We start from the raw sequence: 15,901 nt of genomic DNA on the forward strand, positions 1-15,901 counted from the left end.
AATTGCAATGATTTTAAGATTATAAAATAGATGTGTGTGAATTATAAATTTTGGAATGCATACTCTTGGTATTTTTAGTAATTTAGCGATCATCAAATTCTAAAATTGTAATTATGGCAAGCAGAAGAAACTTTAAAAAAGACATAAATTTCCTAACGAATGAGATACTAATGAGAGGTATCATTCATTTGAATTTCTTTGGAAGAGAAAAGTCAGAAGAGGTGTATGTTATTATGAATGAAGCTGCGGCATCACGAAATGAGTATATTGCACGTGTTAATGAGAAAGCAAGTGGTAAAACAGCAAAAGAAATCAAGAATCATTACAAGTCGATATACGATGATTTGTTAGATTCAACACATGATCTACTTGGTAAAATTGATAATTTAGATGTTGCAATCTAATATTAGAATAAATTAAGGGGCTAATTAATTAGCCCCTTAATTTATCCTTATGGTTTTCTGAAAGTCCCCACTCCGGTAAGAATTGCTTTGGCAAGTTGTTCTTCTTCACCACCTTCACTTTGCGACAAATGCCACATGGTGTGAATAACTGGCCCCATCTCGTCCAATTCAAAACGACCGGTCCAACAAGCTATAGATCCGTACTTTTCAAAATCTACCATAAATGCTATAACATTGGCATTGATTTTTCCTGTTATTTCAAATTTCTCTTCGAATTTGGGTTGTCCTATTGCAGTTTGAAATGTTCCACTTACACGATTTTCTGTAACAGTTAAATCCATTTCTGAATTGTACTGGTTTTTCCATTTTCCGTTAAGGTTTATCTTCATAGCTTAATTTTTTTTTGTGTGATTGTTGACTAAGTTTAATTTAGCTTGAAATATTCATTCGGCAAAATAAATTGTTCTCATTTATAAATCAATATATCGGTTTCTCCTTTTGAATTGGAATAAGCTCTGTACATCCCATCGGTATTCATTTTCATGACAATATTGCCGTTTTTATCAAGGCCAATGATGCCACCGGTTCCTCCTATTTTAGTCAATTTGTCAATAACTTTATTGCTGGCCTCCTCCAAACCAATATTTTGGTATTCCATCATGGATGAAATATCTTTAGCAACGCCTAAGCGGATAAAAAATTCACCATGACCAGTGCATGAAATTGCACAGCTTGAATTGTTGGCATAAGTACCGGCACCAATAATAGGAGAGTCTCCGATACGACCGAAACGCTTATTTGTCATGCCTCCCGTTGAGGTTCCTGCAGCCAGGTTTCCATTTTTATCCAAAGCTACGCATCCAACTGTTCCATGACGGTCTTCTTTAGTCATTTCTTTCTCTTTTTTAAGGATCTCCTGCAGGTGATCCCATCTGTTTTGTGTGAAAAAATAACTCTGGTCAACTATTTCCAAACCTTGTGTTTTAGCAAAATCAGAAGCTCCGTGTCCACTCAGCATGACATGTTCTGAATTTTCCATGACTTTTCTGGCTGCACTAATAGGATTTTTTATATCATCAACCCCAGCAACTGCTCCTGCATTTAGATCTTTTCCCCACATAATCGAGGCATCAAGTTCGTTCTTTCCGGAATTGGTAAATACTGCACCTTTACCAGCGTTAAAAAGAGGGGAGTTTTCTAGGATGTGAATTGTTTTTTCAACCGCATCAAGGCTGCTTCCGCCATTTCTTAATATAGAATCACCAATTTGCAGTGCATTTTGCAGTGCTTTTTTATACCGTGCTTCCTTTTCAGGAGTGAAATTTTCACGTAAAATGGTTCCGGCTCCTCCATGAATTACAATTGCATAATCAGATTTTTTTTCTGTTTCGGGATAAAATAGAAAACAGCTTACTATTAGAGTGATGATAATTAATAATGGTAGAATTGCTTTTTTCATGATAGAAATGTTTTTTATCAAAAATGCTAATGATGAAGCATTTGAGATTTTAGTATGGCTTTATTAAGGCAGATTCTGTGATATGATACGAAGAAGTTGGCTTCCCGTATAGGGTTTTGTAATGAAGTCATCAAAGGCCGGTTCTGAATGTTTTTGCTCTTCATCCCTATGGTTAAAGGCAGTTTGAATTATTACGGGCACATGCGGGTTTTGCAGCTTTATTTTCTTAGTAACCTCGTATCCGTCAATTTTTGGCAATTGAATGTCCATCAATACCAGGTCAAAATGGTTTAATTTAAATTGCTCAACAGTTTCATCCCCATTTTTTGTCCAGGTTACTTCTGCATTTGTTTTACGGAGTACTTCTTTAATGTAAAGGAAATTTGATTTTGTGTCTTCTGCCACAAGTATTTTTTTGCCGGTAAAATCTGTACCCTTATCGTTTTTTGAAGTCTCAGAGCTTATTTTAATTGAATTTGATTGCAAAGGAAGATCGACATAAAATTGGCTTCCTACATTCGGTTTTGATGTAAACCAAATATTACCATCTAATAATTCAACCAGATTCTTTGAAATTGTTAAGCCCAGACCTGTGCCTCCATGTTCTGCCGAATTATTGCTTGCCTGTCTAAAACGATCGTAAATTAAAGATTGATCTTCGTACGGAATACCAATGCCTGAGTCGTTAATGAAGAAGCGAAGTTTGTCTTCAATTAATTCGATGCCAAAATCAATATGACCCGATTTTGTGAATTTTAAAGCATTTCGTAAGAGATTTATAAGAATCTGTTTTATTCGAATCCGATCAGAGTTAATTGTAAGATCTTTAGGTACATTATTATTGTGAATGGTAAATTTGATGTCATTCTTTTTGTCAGCATATTTTATCTCATCGAAAATGCTTTTCAATTCTTCGAGTATTGGATAAACCTTAAAAGTGGTTTTTTTAATTTTGAGCTGCTTTGATTCAAGCATCGAAATGTCCATGATATCGTTAACAAGAGTGAGCAAAACATGTCCGTTCTCATAAATAATTGATGTGTAATGGTTTTGCTTTTTTGTAGAATTGGTCATCGTAAGTAATTTAGAAAACCCAATAATAGCATTCATTGGAGTTCTAATTTCATGAGACATGTTCGCTAAAAAGGAGGATTTTAATTGATCCGATTGTTCTGCTTTTTCTTTTGCTTTAATTAATTCAATCGTCCTTATTTTCACGAGGCTCTCAAGATTTCGATGATTGTCCTCTAGTTGCAATTCGGCTTTTTTCCGTACCGTAATTTCGCTGGTTAATTTCTTATTTGCCTTTTTTACAGCAAGGTAAAGACTATAAATTAATGTTGTTGAGAGTAGAATAAGAACTACAATAACCATTAAAAAGGAATTGATAAGGGATTGCTTATTTAATTTCTCTTTTTCGATTGATTTTTCATTGGCGAAAATTTTCTCCAGACTTACGCGTTTCTCTCTTTCGTTTTGCATCTGAATCCAGCCAATTCTATTTTCCATTTGTGCATTGTACATTTGATTGTACAAATCGAAATACAACTGGTGATAGTGCAATGATTGTTTATAATTTTTATCCGATGAATAAATTTCCGATAAATTTTTGGCACTTTCTGCCATGAGTGTTTTCCGGTCAATTTTAGAAGCTATATCAAAGCTTTTTAACAAATACTGAATTGCCTTTTTGTGGTTATTTTTAGTCTTATATAATTCACCCAAATTATTGTAAGTAGACGCAACTCCACCAATATTATTAATACCCATATTAATGACAATTGCCTTGTTGAAAACATCCATTGCTAAATCACTACTATCTCTTTTTATGTGAATTAAACCAATGTTTGTATAACAGGATGCGATCCCTTTTAAATTGCCGATTTTTTTTTGAATGGTAAGTGATTTATTATAGTTGGTAAGACTAATAGGGTAGTTTTTTTCTTGATAGTAGGTGTTTCCGATTTTGCGATAAGCATTGGCCACACCTTTTAAATAACCGATTCGTTCGTTAATTTCTATTGATTTTTGAAATTTTTCCCGAGCCATGGCATGATCCTTCATTTCATACAAAACCATACCAATGTTTATATAGCAATTCGCAATGTTTTTTTGAGATCCAAGCTCTTCAAAAAGTTTTAGCGCTTTATGATGATATTCCAGTGCTTTGTCATTTTGCATGAGAGCTTGATAGACCTCACCAATCCCCATGTAAGATAGTCCCAATCCATTTTTCGACAACAATTTTTCGCTGATTTGTAAGGATTCATTATATAAATCGATGGCTGTGGATCTATTGCTTAATCTGTTGTTTAGTTTTGCCAGCTGGTTTAAGGTATATGCAATATTTTTGTCGAGATGATTCTCTTTACCAATTTTCAGAGCTTCTTCGAAATGTTTTTTTGATGATTTAAGATCATTAATTTCAAAATAAGCATTGCCTAATGCATTGTGAGTGTAGCAAATACCGGAAATGCTCTTGAAGCGTATATTTAACTTTAATGCCTTTTTGTAATTTTCCAGGGCTTCATTGTATTTGCAATTTTCCAGTTTTATATTTCCAATGGCATTGTAGCTAAAACTGAAGTTAATACTATCCTTGGTAAGTTTTTTAAATTCAAATCCTTTTTGGTAAAACAATTCTGCGGTATCATATTTACATATTGAATAGTTTATATCGCCTAAATAACCATAGCAAAAACTCATTCTAAGAGTGTCTCTCATGTTTTTCCAATATTCAAAAGAAGCATCAAGACAGGTTTTTGCTTTTTTCAATTCTCCTTGATATGAATGTATTCGGCCTAATAATTCATTAGCGTTTGCATATTGTTTCATGTTTTCAAATTCAAGTGCTTTTTCTGCGGCCAGCATGCTTAATTTTAAAGCTTCAGCATTATTTGAATTGAAGTTGGATTGAGCAATTTCAATTACTCGATCAAGATTTGAGTTTTTTATTTTAAAATCTATTTTTTCTGATTGGAATGTAGCTTTAACAGGAAAGGTGATGATTAATGAAAGTAGAATAAGTAGTACGTTTTTCATTCTTTTTGGCTTGAGGATTCGTGCAAGTAACTGTTATAACTTTAAATAAAAAGTTTTGTTGTTTTGCTATCTGTACAATAAAAACGAGTCAAATAGTATTAAATAAAAGGGACTCTTTGTATGTGTTTTTTCAAAGATAAGTAATGTTAGCTTATGAAAAGTTAAATAGATGAGGCTATTTGAGGGATTCCATAAACATGGTTATGAATGACTTTTTTCTAAATGTAGGGAACTATTTATTTTATTCGTATTATCTTTGCGCATTCGGATTATAGAGTGATTTTTGGGTCGGTTAATGCATGGAAAGGCAATGCTGGCTGAAAGTTCTTTTTGATCCGGCAGAAGATATAGTATGTAAATAGTTGAATTCGAAATAAAGAATTTTCAGATGAGTATTGAAAGCATTATAAAGGGTAAGATTGTAGAGGCCGTAAATAGTTTTTATGGTCAGGTGATTGATAATGAAACAGTTCAAATTCAAAAAACAAGACGTGAATTTGAAGGTGATTTAACTGTAGTTGTATTTCCTTTTTTGCGCTTTTCAAAAAAATCACCGGAAGCTACAGCCAATGATCTTGGTGTTTTTCTTCAGGAAAATATTGAAGCGGTTACTGCTTTTAATGTTGTAAAAGGATTTCTGAATTTGCTTATTGACAGCTCTTATTGGATATCAGTACTGAATGCTGCTTTTCAAACGGAAAACTATGGCTTTAAAAAATTAGAGGCAGGTGCTAAAAAAGTGATGATCGAGTATTCTTCGCCAAACACTAACAAGCCGTTGCACTTAGGGCATATTCGAAATAATTTATTGGGGTATTCTGTTGCTCAAATTTTAAAAGCAAATGGTTACGAAGTAATCAAAGTAAATTTGGTGAACGACAGGGGGATTCATATCTGTAAATCGATGCTTGCGTGGCTGCGTTTTGGTGAAGGTGAAACTCCTGAATCAACTGGTTTAAAAGGAGATCATTTGGTTGGCAAGTACTATGTGAAATTCGATCAGGAATACAAAAAAGAAATTGAAACATTAGTAGCCAATGGAATGGATGCTGATGAAGCTAAAAAACAAGCTCCTTTGTTGTTGGAAGCTCAGGAGATGTTGGTGAAATGGGAAGCGGGTGACAAGGAAGTTGTTGCTTTGTGGAGAAAGATGAACGATTGGGTTTTGGCTGGTTTCGATGTTACTTATAAAAAAATGGGCGTTGATTTCGATAAAGTTTATTTCGAATCGGAAACCTATAAGAAAGGAAAAGCAATTGTTGAAAGAGGCTTGGAAGAAGGAGTTTTGTACCGTAAAGATACTGGTTCTGTTTGGGCTAACCTTGAGGCAGACGGATTGGATCATAAACTATTGTTACGTGATGATGGAACCTCTGTTTATATGACTCAGGATATTGGTACAGCTTACGAACGATTCAACGAATTCAGTATCGATGAGCATATTTATGTTGTAGGTAATGAACAAAATTATCATTTCCAGGTGTTGTCGCTGGTTTTAGGTAAGCTGGGATATGAGTGGAGTAATAAAATTCAGCATCTGTCGTATGGTATGGTTGAATTGCCGGAAGGTAAAATGAAATCCCGAGAAGGAACTGTTGTTGATGCGGATGAGTTAATGGATGAAATGGTAAATACAGCCCGCGACACTTCAAATGAATTGGGTAAATTACAGGGGTATTCTACCGAAGAGGCTGAGGACGTGTACAACAAAGTTGCTATGGGAGCATTGAAATATTTTATTCTTAAGGTTGATCCTAAGAAGAATATGATGTTTAATCCTAAAGAATCAATTGATTTTAACGGGAATACCGGGCCATTTATTCAGTATACATACGCTCGAATTCAATCGGTTTTGAAAAAGACTGTTGAGGAAGGAATTGAATTTCCTGAATTCGCGAATACAGAGATTGAAATTTCTGAGAAAGAATCAAATTTAATTCAAATGATTGCCAGTTATCCGGTTATTATTAAAGAAGCCGGAGACACAACAAGTCCTGCACAAATTGCCAATTACATATATGATTTGGTGAAAGAATACAATCAATTTTATCACGATTTTCCAATTGCTAAAGAGGAAAATGTAGAATTAAGAGCGTTTCGTATGGTGCTTTCCAAACAGATTGCTCAGATTATAAAAAGTGGAATGGAACTTTTGGGAATTGGTGTTCCCGAGAGAATGTAAAAATATATTTGTTATTGAAGAGCGAATTTCATTTTTGGAATTCGCTCTTTTTTTATTTTAAAATGTGTTGTTTTTTTACGATTTCTAAAAAAAATGAAAAATCATTGACGAAATTATCCATATTTCTATCGTATAGCCTTTATCGCTAAGTAGATTTTTTTAATTTTGCAGTGAAATATAAATCTGTATAATAATGTTTGAAAATCTTAACGAACGACTTGAGCGATCCTTCCAAATATTAAAGGGGCAAGGAAAAATTACTGAAATCAATGTAGCAGAAACATTGAAAGATGTGAGACGTGCCCTTTTGGATGCCGATGTAAACTTTAGTATAGCCAAGTCCTTTACCAATACAGTAAAAGAAAAAGCATTAGGTCAGAATGTACTAACCTCATTGAAGCCGAATCAGTTAATGGTGAAAATCGTTCACGATGAGTTGGCTGAATTAATGGGGAGTACACAGGTTGATATAAATATTCAGGGAAAACCTGCTGTAATATTAATTGCTGGTTTGCAGGGTTCGGGTAAAACCACCTTTTCAGGTAAACTGGCAAATCTTCTGAAAACAAAACGTTCTAAGAATCCATTGTTGGTTGCTTGTGATGTATATCGTCCTGCAGCGATCGAACAGCTGAAAGTATTAGGAGAACAAATTGGAGTTCCTGTATATACAGATATTGAGAGCAAGAACCCTGTTAAGATTGCTCAGGATGCCATTAAGCAGGCAAAAGCAAACGGAAACGATTTGGTGATTGTCGATACAGCTGGTCGTTTGGCTATCGATGAGGAAATGATGAAGGAAATTGAGGCTGTTAAAAAAGCTATTGATCCTTCCGAGATTCTGTTTGTTGTCGATTCCATGACCGGTCAGGATGCGGTGAATACAGCTAAAGAATTTAACGAGCGTTTGGATTTTGATGGTGTTGTTTTAACGAAATTGGATGGTGATACACGTGGTGGAGCTGCGCTTTCAATTCGTTCAATTGTTAACAAGCCAATCAAATTTGTTGGTACAGGCGAGAAAATGGAAGCTCTTGATGTTTTCCATCCCAGTCGTATGGCCGATCGTATTTTGGGTATGGGTGATATTGTTTCGCTTGTAGAACGTGCCCAGGATCAATTTGATGCTGACGAAGCTAGAAAACTTCAGAAGAAAATTGCCAAGAACCAATTTAACTTCAACGATTTCCTGTCTCAGATTTCGCAGATTAAGAAAATGGGTAATCTGAAAGATTTGGCTTCTATGATTCCTGGTGTTGGAAAAGCACTTAAGAATGTTGATATTGATGATGACGCTTTTAAAGGTGTTGAAGCAATTATATTTTCGATGACTCCGGCAGAGAGAGAAGATCCGGGGCTAATTAACGGATCAAGAAGAAAGAGGATTGCCGATGGTAGTGGTTCTACCATTCAGGACGTGAATCGTTTAATCAAACAATTTGACGAAACGCGGAAATTAATGAAAATGATGACAAAAGGCGGAAACATGTCCCGAATGATGGGGAATATGGGAGGCCGAAGATAATAAACTTACAAATAGAAATGCTTGGCCACTTGGTCAGGCATTTTTTATACCGCAAAACGATACAACCATGGAATTAATCGACGGAAAAAAAATCTCAGCAGAGGTGAAGCAGGAAATTGCTGCCGAAGTAGAACTAATCAAAAAGGCTGGAGGAAAAACTCCTCATTTGGCTGCTATGATTGTTGGACACGACGGAGCCAGTGAAACTTATGTGGCTGCAAAAGTGAAAGCTTGTCATATGGTAGGTTTTAAATCTTCAGAGTTTCGTTTCGAAGAGGACATTACCGAGGAAGAATTGCTTGCAGAAATCAGAAAAGTGAATGACGACGATGATATCGACGGATTGATTGTTCAATTGCCATTGCCAAAACATATTTCAGAATCGAAAGTGATTGAAACCATACGTCCCGAAAAAGATGTTGATGGATTTCATCCTATGAATGTTGGTAAAATGGTATCGAGCCTTCCTACCTATTTGCCGGCAACTCCGGCAGGAATTGTTGAGTTGATGAAAAGATATAAAATTCAGACATCAGGTAAAAATTGCGTTGTTATTGGCCGAAGCAACATTGTAGGTACTCCAATGAGTGTTTTAATGTCGCGTAAAGCTGAGTATGGCGATTGTACAGTTACACTTTGCCACAGCAGAACTAAGAACATTGCAGAAATTACCCGCCAGGCGGATATCGTGATTGTTGCTTTGGGAATGAAAGAGTTTTTAACAGGTGATATGGTAAAAGAAGGCGCTGTTATTATCGATGTTGGAATTCACCGAGTAAAATCTGATAAAACAAAGTCGGGCTGGAAGCTGTTGGGCGATGTGAAGTTTGATGAAGTTGCTCCTAAAGCATCCTTCATAACTCCTGTTCCGGGTGGCGTTGGTCCAATGACAATTGTTTCCTTGTTACAGAATACTTTGCTTGCGGCAAAAAAGGAAATATACAAATAGAATAAGAGATTAATAATTTATATTTCAGCAGACTTCTTATAATAGGAAGTCTGCTTTTTTTATGAAGCAGAAATTCAAAAGAAATAATTTCATAGCATCGTTTATTGGTTCATTTGAAATTAAATTGGTATTACAGGCAAAGGAGCGTTCCTGAAGAATCTGTTTCAATTTAGGATGTGTCCAAAAATAAAAAAGAAGAGTTTCTGGCTTACGGCAGTCTATTTTCAAACGAAAAAGGAAATGGTGATAATCATTGTTTTTTGAAGGTAAAGACAAGGATGATAAGAGATATTTATATGTTTTTGAGAGAGTGTGAAATGAAATAAATATAAAGACAGATTAATTTATCTTCTATGTTTTTGGAGAACTGTATTGCCCTTTCAAATGACGATGAGAGGTGATATTGCATCAAAATATTTTCCTGTGTTAGGTTGAATATTCGTTCAATTGTAAGTAGTTTTATACATCACAAAAAATATTATAAAAATGGATTTTAAAGAGTTGGTCGATTTGTATCACCAGAAAAAAATCGAGGGAATGGATTTTTCCCAAATTCGTAAAGAGTTAGCAGAAAAAAATATCGAAGAAGATCTAATTAAGGATATTGTCCGTGCAATTGATGATCGGATGTTGAGAGGTGAAGTGAAGAAGAAAGGGAAGTTTAAGGCTCGGGAATTACGCTTGATGGGATGGACTTTAATGATAATTGGTGGAATCATTACTCTCGGAACCTATTTTCATTGGTTTGACATGAAGGGATATTATTTTTTATCTTACGGACCGGTAATTGCCGGTTACTTACTGATTATTGCAGCTCGAAAAGCTCAACGGAAGATCTCTTAGTTTGTAATTGCTAAATGTGGTGTTGTCATCTCTGTTTGAGAGAAATACATCAATAAAATAAAGCTATTCACCCTTGTTTTTTTAGCTTTCTTTATTGGATAAATCCTTTTGTCAACAAAAAAACTGTATTCCTAAACTTTACTGCTGTTTTTGAAACAAAATCCATCCAAAAATTGTAAATTAAGTAGAACGAGTCTTAATAAGGAGTCCTCCTTATTTTAATTGGTTTCTGTTATTTTCAAATTTTATTGGATTGTGGGATGAAGAAATTATACCTGTGGATAGAAATGATTTTTATGTTTCTGGTACTTCCGGTTTTGTATTTTTACGAGATGATTCCGGTTCATAAAGCCGTGCCACTGGTTCTTGTATTTGTTTATTGTTTTTTTGTTGTTTTTAGGGATAAAAATTTTGATCGTGGTGTTTTTCGAATTAAGCGGGAGTATCCGTGGCAGGAAATTTTATTGAAAGGATTTGTTTTATTGTTTATTACATCCATTTGGGTTTATATTTTCAGGGCTGATGTTTTTTTTCATCTGCCGCGTAATAATTTTTGGATTTGGCTTGCGGTAATTCTTACTTATCCAATTTGGTCAGCATACACACAGGAATTCATTTATAGGGCATTCTTTTTTCATCGTTATAAATTGCTTTTTAGAAATCCATTAGTTTTGTTATTGATAAATGCGATTTGTTTTTCCATGGCTCATATTATTTTTAGAAATTGGATGGCATTGATTTTTACCTTTGTAGGCAGTCTGATTTTTTCTTTTACCTACCTTCGCAACAAATCGTTAAATGCAGTTTTTTTGGAGCATTCTTTGTATGGAAATATTCTATTTACAAATGGCTTGGGGATATACTTTTACTTGCCAATGTAATTCATCTGTACTTATTTCCAGGTCCATTTAATAATGAAATCAAAACCAGAATTGGCACTCTGATTGGTCGCCTGTAAAAAAAGAGAACGATAAAATTGATATTCCATTGAGATTTTTTCCGGCTCAATAATTTTATCCTTTTTATCGATGGCAAATGTTCGTTCGTAATTCAGAAACAAATTGTTTGTTATGTATTTACCAACCGATACACTGCCTTGTGTCCAGCCACTTTTTCCCGTAATTTCAATTACATCCAAACCCAGCGATGATTGCAGGGCATCTTTAAGTACATTAGAAAATTGGCCGATTGCAAAATCCTTGGCGATGTCCATATTACTGCTTTTCATTGATGTATTTTCTCTCGTATCAAGTTGGTTCGTGCTTTTGTTGAATATCAGATAAGAAATGGCGTCTTTTTCTTCGATGGAGGTATCGTCAAGAAAAAATTTAACTTCGGGTTCATAAATTCGTCCAGTTACATTTACGCTAAGTTTTCGCAATTGATTATCCGGATCGCGGAATTTGTAGGCAACTTTGAAATTGACAATCGGATTTAGAGTTGCTCCACCTGTTAAAGTGACTTCACCTTCTTCAAATTCAAGTCTTCGTCCGTAAATTTTATAAAATCCTCTTTTTACGTTCATAGTTCCGAAAATGTCTATCTGTTCATCTTCTTTGATCGCTTGTAGATTTCCGGCCAGTTCAAAATTCATGTTTTTGCCTTTTATCCAGGTGTTTCTGGGAATCTCGATGTCGAAATTCCCCTTCAGGTTTTTATAAATTGAAGGGAAATCTTTTTGTGCTGAATTCTTTTTTATAGTGTACTTTATTTCTTCATTTTCTGCATTTTTCCGTGCAGTAACCAAGAGTGGTTGGTTGGAATCATCATAAACACGATTGAATTCTTTTAGGAATATATCGGTATTTAGGTTTGAGTTTAGAATTGTGACTTTTCCTTTGAAGGTAGGGTTTTCAGGGGAACCGCTCAGGCTAAGATTTGTATTGATAACAGCCTTTATTAGTTCGGAGTCGAAGGCTTTGAAGTTTTCTCCTTTTACATCCAGATTAATGCTTTTTAATTCAGTATCAACCAGTGATTTCATTTCAGCCGATCCTTTCAGCTGCAATTTTCCTTTTCCGGAATTTATGAGAAGGCTGTCGAGATAAAAATAGTTGTTTGCCAGGCGACTGCGCATTTCGATACCACTGTAATTCATTCCCAGTTTTTTATATTGAAAAGCACCCTTGCCAAAATTTAGATAACCACTAATGTGAGGATTGTTAATGGTGTTATCAACATTGAGTTGTATGCTTAGCAAACCTTTAGCTTCAATTCCTGTTGTTGGAATAAAACGATTGAATTTATTGATATCGAGTTGATCGATTTTTACAATGGCATGGATGGGATTGTCTTCCTTGGGAAGCACAAACTTTTCAGTAAATGAAAAGTGCAGAGGAAGTTCAAATTCTGCGTTGATAAGTCGTGACGAACAACCATCAAGATATGTCTCAAAACGAAGATTTTCGTTTGAATAGTTGATGTCAGATTGGAATTTTCTAAATCGAAGGCTGTCAATTTCCGGATTATCAATAGTGAGAATAGATTTAATAATTGGTTTGTTTGCCGTTCCGGTAATGTCGAGAAAAGCATTCACTTTTACTGATATCTGATAGGGCAAAAAATGTAGTTCTGAAATGTTGATCAGGTTAAGATTCTGAATTTCAATATGCAGATTCTCGATCCCTTTAAAAGCAAATATTCCATTTGCCTTTAATGCACTTTGTTGTGAGCTAAGTTCAAATTGGTGTATTTCAATAGAATCCTGCCTAAATTTAATGTAGTTGGAATCGTTGCCTCCCTTCCAAATCTGGTTGTTTAAATTTAGTACGATATCCTGAAAGGAAATGCTTGGGTTGTTATTGATTTTAAGTTCGGACAGAATTTTACCATGTAAAGAATCGCTGGCAAAAAAGGCGAACGAATTAACTGCTTTCTGCTGATTGAACTTACTTTTAAAATGAAGTTCCTGAAGACTAAAATTCTGTATTTTAGAGTCACTTACCAAAAGGTTCATGAATCCGGAATATGTTGAATCTGCAAAATGGATTTCAGCATCAGCTGTTATTTTGTTGATGCTGATGGTATCGAGTTTCAATTCAGTTACATTTACCGAAGAGGATATTTGCAGAGAATCGGCCGGACCTTTAATTTCAGCTTTTAGTTGTCCAACAAGTTGTAATTTGTCGGTTCCTAAGGCAGAGATGAGCTGCTGAATGTCAGTAGTTTTGATGTTTAATTCGAGCAGATTGTTCTTTTCCCAGTTTCCTTTGCCCGTTAAATCGGCGAAAGCAAAGGGCGTTTCTATATGAAATCCGTTTACCTGATATTTTCCCTTCTTATAGTTTATTTCTGCTTTAAATTTTTCAAGAGGCAAATCAAATATAGATGATCCGTTCGATTGAATTTCCAGATGAGCATTCATTGATTTGGGTTGAATCCCTTTCCCTGCTGCAACTATTTCAAAGTTCAAATCGGAACGGAGCTTTTTGTTTTTTGTGATCTTGGAAAGATCAATGTTTTTCAAGTTGCTTTCTATTTTATATGCGGGAACCGAGAACAGGTTTTCGATAGAGTATTTGGTTTTCAGATTTCCTAAAACTGTGGAGGAAGTAATATTACCACTACTGTTTTCTTGTTTTTTTTCAAAAGTTAAGTTGGTATTCGCCATATAGTACTTTTCAAATGCAATATAATCTGCACTTGCTTTTGCACTTAGATAGATGTTTTTTAAAAAGGCATCTGTATTTGTGTCTTTTTTTTCGACCGAATCCATATTTGCCAATAGTTCATCCCCCGAAAAGCGCGAATGAAGCTTAGCTTTGAAATTTTGCAAAATGAGTGAGTCGATTCCGGCATGTGCGATATTGATATCGCTTCTAAAATCCAAAGCATTAAAAGGTCCGGATAAGTCACTTGTAATTTCCCCGTTAAAATCGACGGGTTTAAAGCCTAGGGCGATAAGCGGTGCGTTTAGGTTATTTGATTTTAGCTCTAAATGAATAAGATTGTTTTCGGTACTATTTCCCTTTCCCGAAAGAATAGCCTTTAGGTAGGGCGTTTCAAAATGGATATCATTAATTAGATATTCTTTTTTGTTGATAACAATGTTGGCATTTAAATTTGTGATTGGCTGATTGAAAAGTACTGATTTGGTTGATTTTAAATGAATATTTGTTTGCAGTTCACCAAGGATAAAGCCCTTGCCAACTGCCTGTAAGTCGATGTTAATGTCTGATTTTAAATTCTTATTCCTGCTTAGTTTGCTCAAATCCAAATTGCGAATTTTCAGTTCGGAATTGTAAGTTGCAAATTCAGAGATGTTTTCGATGTGAATTTTGGAATCTAACTTTCCGAAAAGAGTACTTGCTTTTATATTTGCATCGAGTTCTTTTTTGTCTTTGTCAATAAGCAGAATAAAATCATCCAATTCGTAATTCTTATATTTTAAATCGGTGAATTTAGCCTTGGCATGAATTGAGTTTTCCTCGAAATTCAATCCATTTCCATTGATCTCAAATTCACCTTTTATATTTGATTTAAGATCATCATTATGAGTCCAGTATTCACCGTTTAAACTATCAATTTCCATTGTGAAATGAAAACTTGGCAAGCTGTTAATATCTTTAATTTCTCCCAGTATTTTAAAAATCTGATTCTGTTGTTTAATGGAGAAGTCTATTTGTCTGGTATTTTCTTTTTTGAGTATTTCAAGATTTATGTTGGGTTTGCCATGAATTGAAGGGATCCATTCGTTTACATCTTCAAAATCGAATGGGTTTGCATGAAATGAAACTTCGGAACCAAGCAATTGATTGAAAGGAACCGAACCTTTTGAGTTAAGCTTTGATTTAGGAAGTTGAAGTTCAAAATTAGTCCAGCTAAATACCGAATCAATTAAACTTGCTTCAAAATGTAAGTCTTGAATCTGCAGAGATGGTTTTTGTGTGCTTACTTCAAGTTTGTGCAGATCAATATTCATAAAATCAGCTGCGAATTTGAAACTGAGAGAAGCATCAAATTTCACATTCTGCGGAATTAATTGTGTACTGTCATTCGCCACGATTTTGGCCTCAAAATTCTTCGTAGATACATCTGCCAATTCTATTTCCCATGAAAAGGGATTAGAAGAAGCTTTAGTTTCTGAATTTTCTGCCCCAGGAATCAGTTTTTCGAGGTTCCATAAATTATCCTTGTCTTGTTGTAAGAAAACCGAGGTTCCATTTAATTTCAGAGATGTAATTTCCAGTTTTTTTCCAACAATCTTCCAAAGGGTGTATTTTATTTCCAGTTCATCGAGAGTAATCAGCTTACTGTTGTTTTGTTCCAAATCAATTTTCTTCACAAGAAGATGGGAGAGAGGGTTGCCTTCAATTTTTTCTATCGTAAGCTCTGCATTTAGTTGCTGACTGGCTATCCGGCACACAGTTTCCGAAATCCAATTATTGAAAAGTCCGGTTGAAAGGAGAAAAAGCAGAATCGCCAGGAGAATAATTACTCCTGCACTTGCAATACCTGCTGTTTTTAAAAATCGTTTCATTCCTTCAATAATTTAATT

General features: G+C 34.8%; 10 protein-coding genes. 6 read left to right on the top strand and 4 right to left on the bottom strand.

Annotated elements, in window-relative coordinates; all coding sequences use genetic code 11:
* Positions 1–113: 113 nt before the first annotated feature.
* Positions 114–404: a hypothetical protein gene (locus ACKU4N_RS06795; RefSeq protein WP_321321845.1), complete on the top strand. Its 291-nt coding sequence runs from the start codon at positions 114–116 to the stop codon at positions 402–404.
* 47 nt (positions 405–451) lie between these two features.
* On the opposite strand, the gene ACKU4N_RS06800 is transcribed toward ACKU4N_RS06795, so the two are convergent.
* The 3 genes from ACKU4N_RS06800 to ACKU4N_RS06810 form a co-directional block, all read right to left on the bottom strand.
* A complete protein-coding gene (locus ACKU4N_RS06800) occupies positions 452–793 on the bottom strand; it encodes an avidin/streptavidin family protein (RefSeq protein WP_321321847.1) in 342 nt (113 codons plus the stop codon).
* 77 nt (positions 794–870) lie between these two features.
* On the bottom strand, positions 871–1,863 hold the full coding sequence (locus ACKU4N_RS06805) for an isoaspartyl peptidase/L-asparaginase family protein (RefSeq protein ID WP_321321850.1): 993 nt from the start codon (positions 1,861–1,863) through the stop codon (positions 871–873).
* Between the two features lie 63 nt (positions 1,864–1,926).
* Positions 1,927–4,905, bottom strand: coding sequence for a tetratricopeptide repeat protein (locus ACKU4N_RS06810; protein WP_321321851.1), 2,979 nt, complete (start codon positions 4,903–4,905; stop codon positions 1,927–1,929).
* A 388-nt stretch (positions 4,906–5,293) separates the two neighbouring features.
* On the opposite strand from ACKU4N_RS06810, the gene argS reads away from it, so the two are divergent.
* The 5 genes from argS (at position 5,294) to ACKU4N_RS06835 (ending at position 11,285) form a co-directional block, all read left to right on the top strand.
* On the top strand, positions 5,294–7,087 hold the full coding sequence (gene argS / locus ACKU4N_RS06815) for an arginine--tRNA ligase (protein WP_321321852.1): 1,794 nt from the start codon (positions 5,294–5,296) through the stop codon (positions 7,085–7,087).
* A gap of 193 nt (positions 7,088–7,280) precedes the next feature.
* On the top strand, positions 7,281–8,612 hold the full coding sequence (gene ffh, locus ACKU4N_RS06820) for a signal recognition particle protein (RefSeq protein ID WP_321321853.1): 1,332 nt from the start codon (positions 7,281–7,283) through the stop codon (positions 8,610–8,612).
* Between the two features lie 67 nt (positions 8,613–8,679).
* Positions 8,680–9,561: a bifunctional 5,10-methylenetetrahydrofolate dehydrogenase/5,10-methenyltetrahydrofolate cyclohydrolase gene (locus ACKU4N_RS06825; RefSeq protein ID WP_321321854.1), complete on the top strand. Its 882-nt coding sequence runs from the start codon at positions 8,680–8,682 to the stop codon at positions 9,559–9,561.
* 486 nt (positions 9,562–10,047) lie between these two features.
* Positions 10,048–10,404, top strand: coding sequence for a hypothetical protein (locus tag ACKU4N_RS06830; RefSeq protein ID WP_321321856.1), 357 nt, complete (start codon positions 10,048–10,050; stop codon positions 10,402–10,404).
* 260 nt (positions 10,405–10,664) lie between these two features.
* Positions 10,665–11,285 (top strand): CPBP family intramembrane glutamic endopeptidase, encoded by a 621-nt coding sequence (locus ACKU4N_RS06835; RefSeq protein WP_321321858.1) that lies wholly within the window; start codon positions 10,665–10,667, stop codon positions 11,283–11,285.
* A gap of 11 nt (positions 11,286–11,296) precedes the next feature.
* On the opposite strand, the gene ACKU4N_RS06840 is transcribed toward ACKU4N_RS06835, so the two are convergent.
* Positions 11,297–15,883 (bottom strand): translocation/assembly module TamB domain-containing protein, encoded by a 4,587-nt coding sequence (locus ACKU4N_RS06840; protein WP_321321860.1) that lies wholly within the window; start codon positions 15,881–15,883, stop codon positions 11,297–11,299.
* Between the last annotated feature and the right edge of the window lie 18 nt (positions 15,884–15,901).

This window comes from Labilibaculum sp., assembly GCF_963664555.1.
Taxonomy (GTDB): Bacteria; Bacteroidota; Bacteroidia; order Bacteroidales; family Marinifilaceae; genus Labilibaculum.

Excerpts from the sequence above, each read along its gene's own strand:
- ACKU4N_RS06795 (WP_321321845.1), top strand. The coding sequence starts at position 114 with ATGGCAAGCAGAAGAAACTTTAAAAAAGACATAAATTTCCTAACGAAT.
- ACKU4N_RS06800 (WP_321321847.1), bottom strand. The coding sequence starts at position 793 with ATGAAGATAAACCTTAACGGAAAATGGAAAAACCAGTACAATTCAGAA.
- ACKU4N_RS06805 (WP_321321850.1), bottom strand. The coding sequence starts at position 1,863 with ATGAAAAAAGCAATTCTACCATTATTAATTATCATCACTCTAATAGTA.
- ACKU4N_RS06810 (WP_321321851.1), bottom strand. The coding sequence starts at position 4,905 with ATGAAAAACGTACTACTTATTCTACTTTCATTAATCATCACCTTTCCT.
- argS (WP_321321852.1), top strand. The coding sequence starts at position 5,294 with ATGAGTATTGAAAGCATTATAAAGGGTAAGATTGTAGAGGCCGTAAAT.
- ffh (WP_321321853.1), top strand. The coding sequence starts at position 7,281 with ATGTTTGAAAATCTTAACGAACGACTTGAGCGATCCTTCCAAATATTA.
- ACKU4N_RS06825 (WP_321321854.1), top strand. The coding sequence starts at position 8,680 with ATGGAATTAATCGACGGAAAAAAAATCTCAGCAGAGGTGAAGCAGGAA.
- ACKU4N_RS06830 (WP_321321856.1), top strand. The coding sequence starts at position 10,048 with ATGGATTTTAAAGAGTTGGTCGATTTGTATCACCAGAAAAAAATCGAG.
- ACKU4N_RS06835 (WP_321321858.1), top strand. The coding sequence starts at position 10,665 with ATGAAGAAATTATACCTGTGGATAGAAATGATTTTTATGTTTCTGGTA.
- ACKU4N_RS06840 (WP_321321860.1), bottom strand. The coding sequence starts at position 15,883 with ATGAAACGATTTTTAAAAACAGCAGGTATTGCAAGTGCAGGAGTAATT.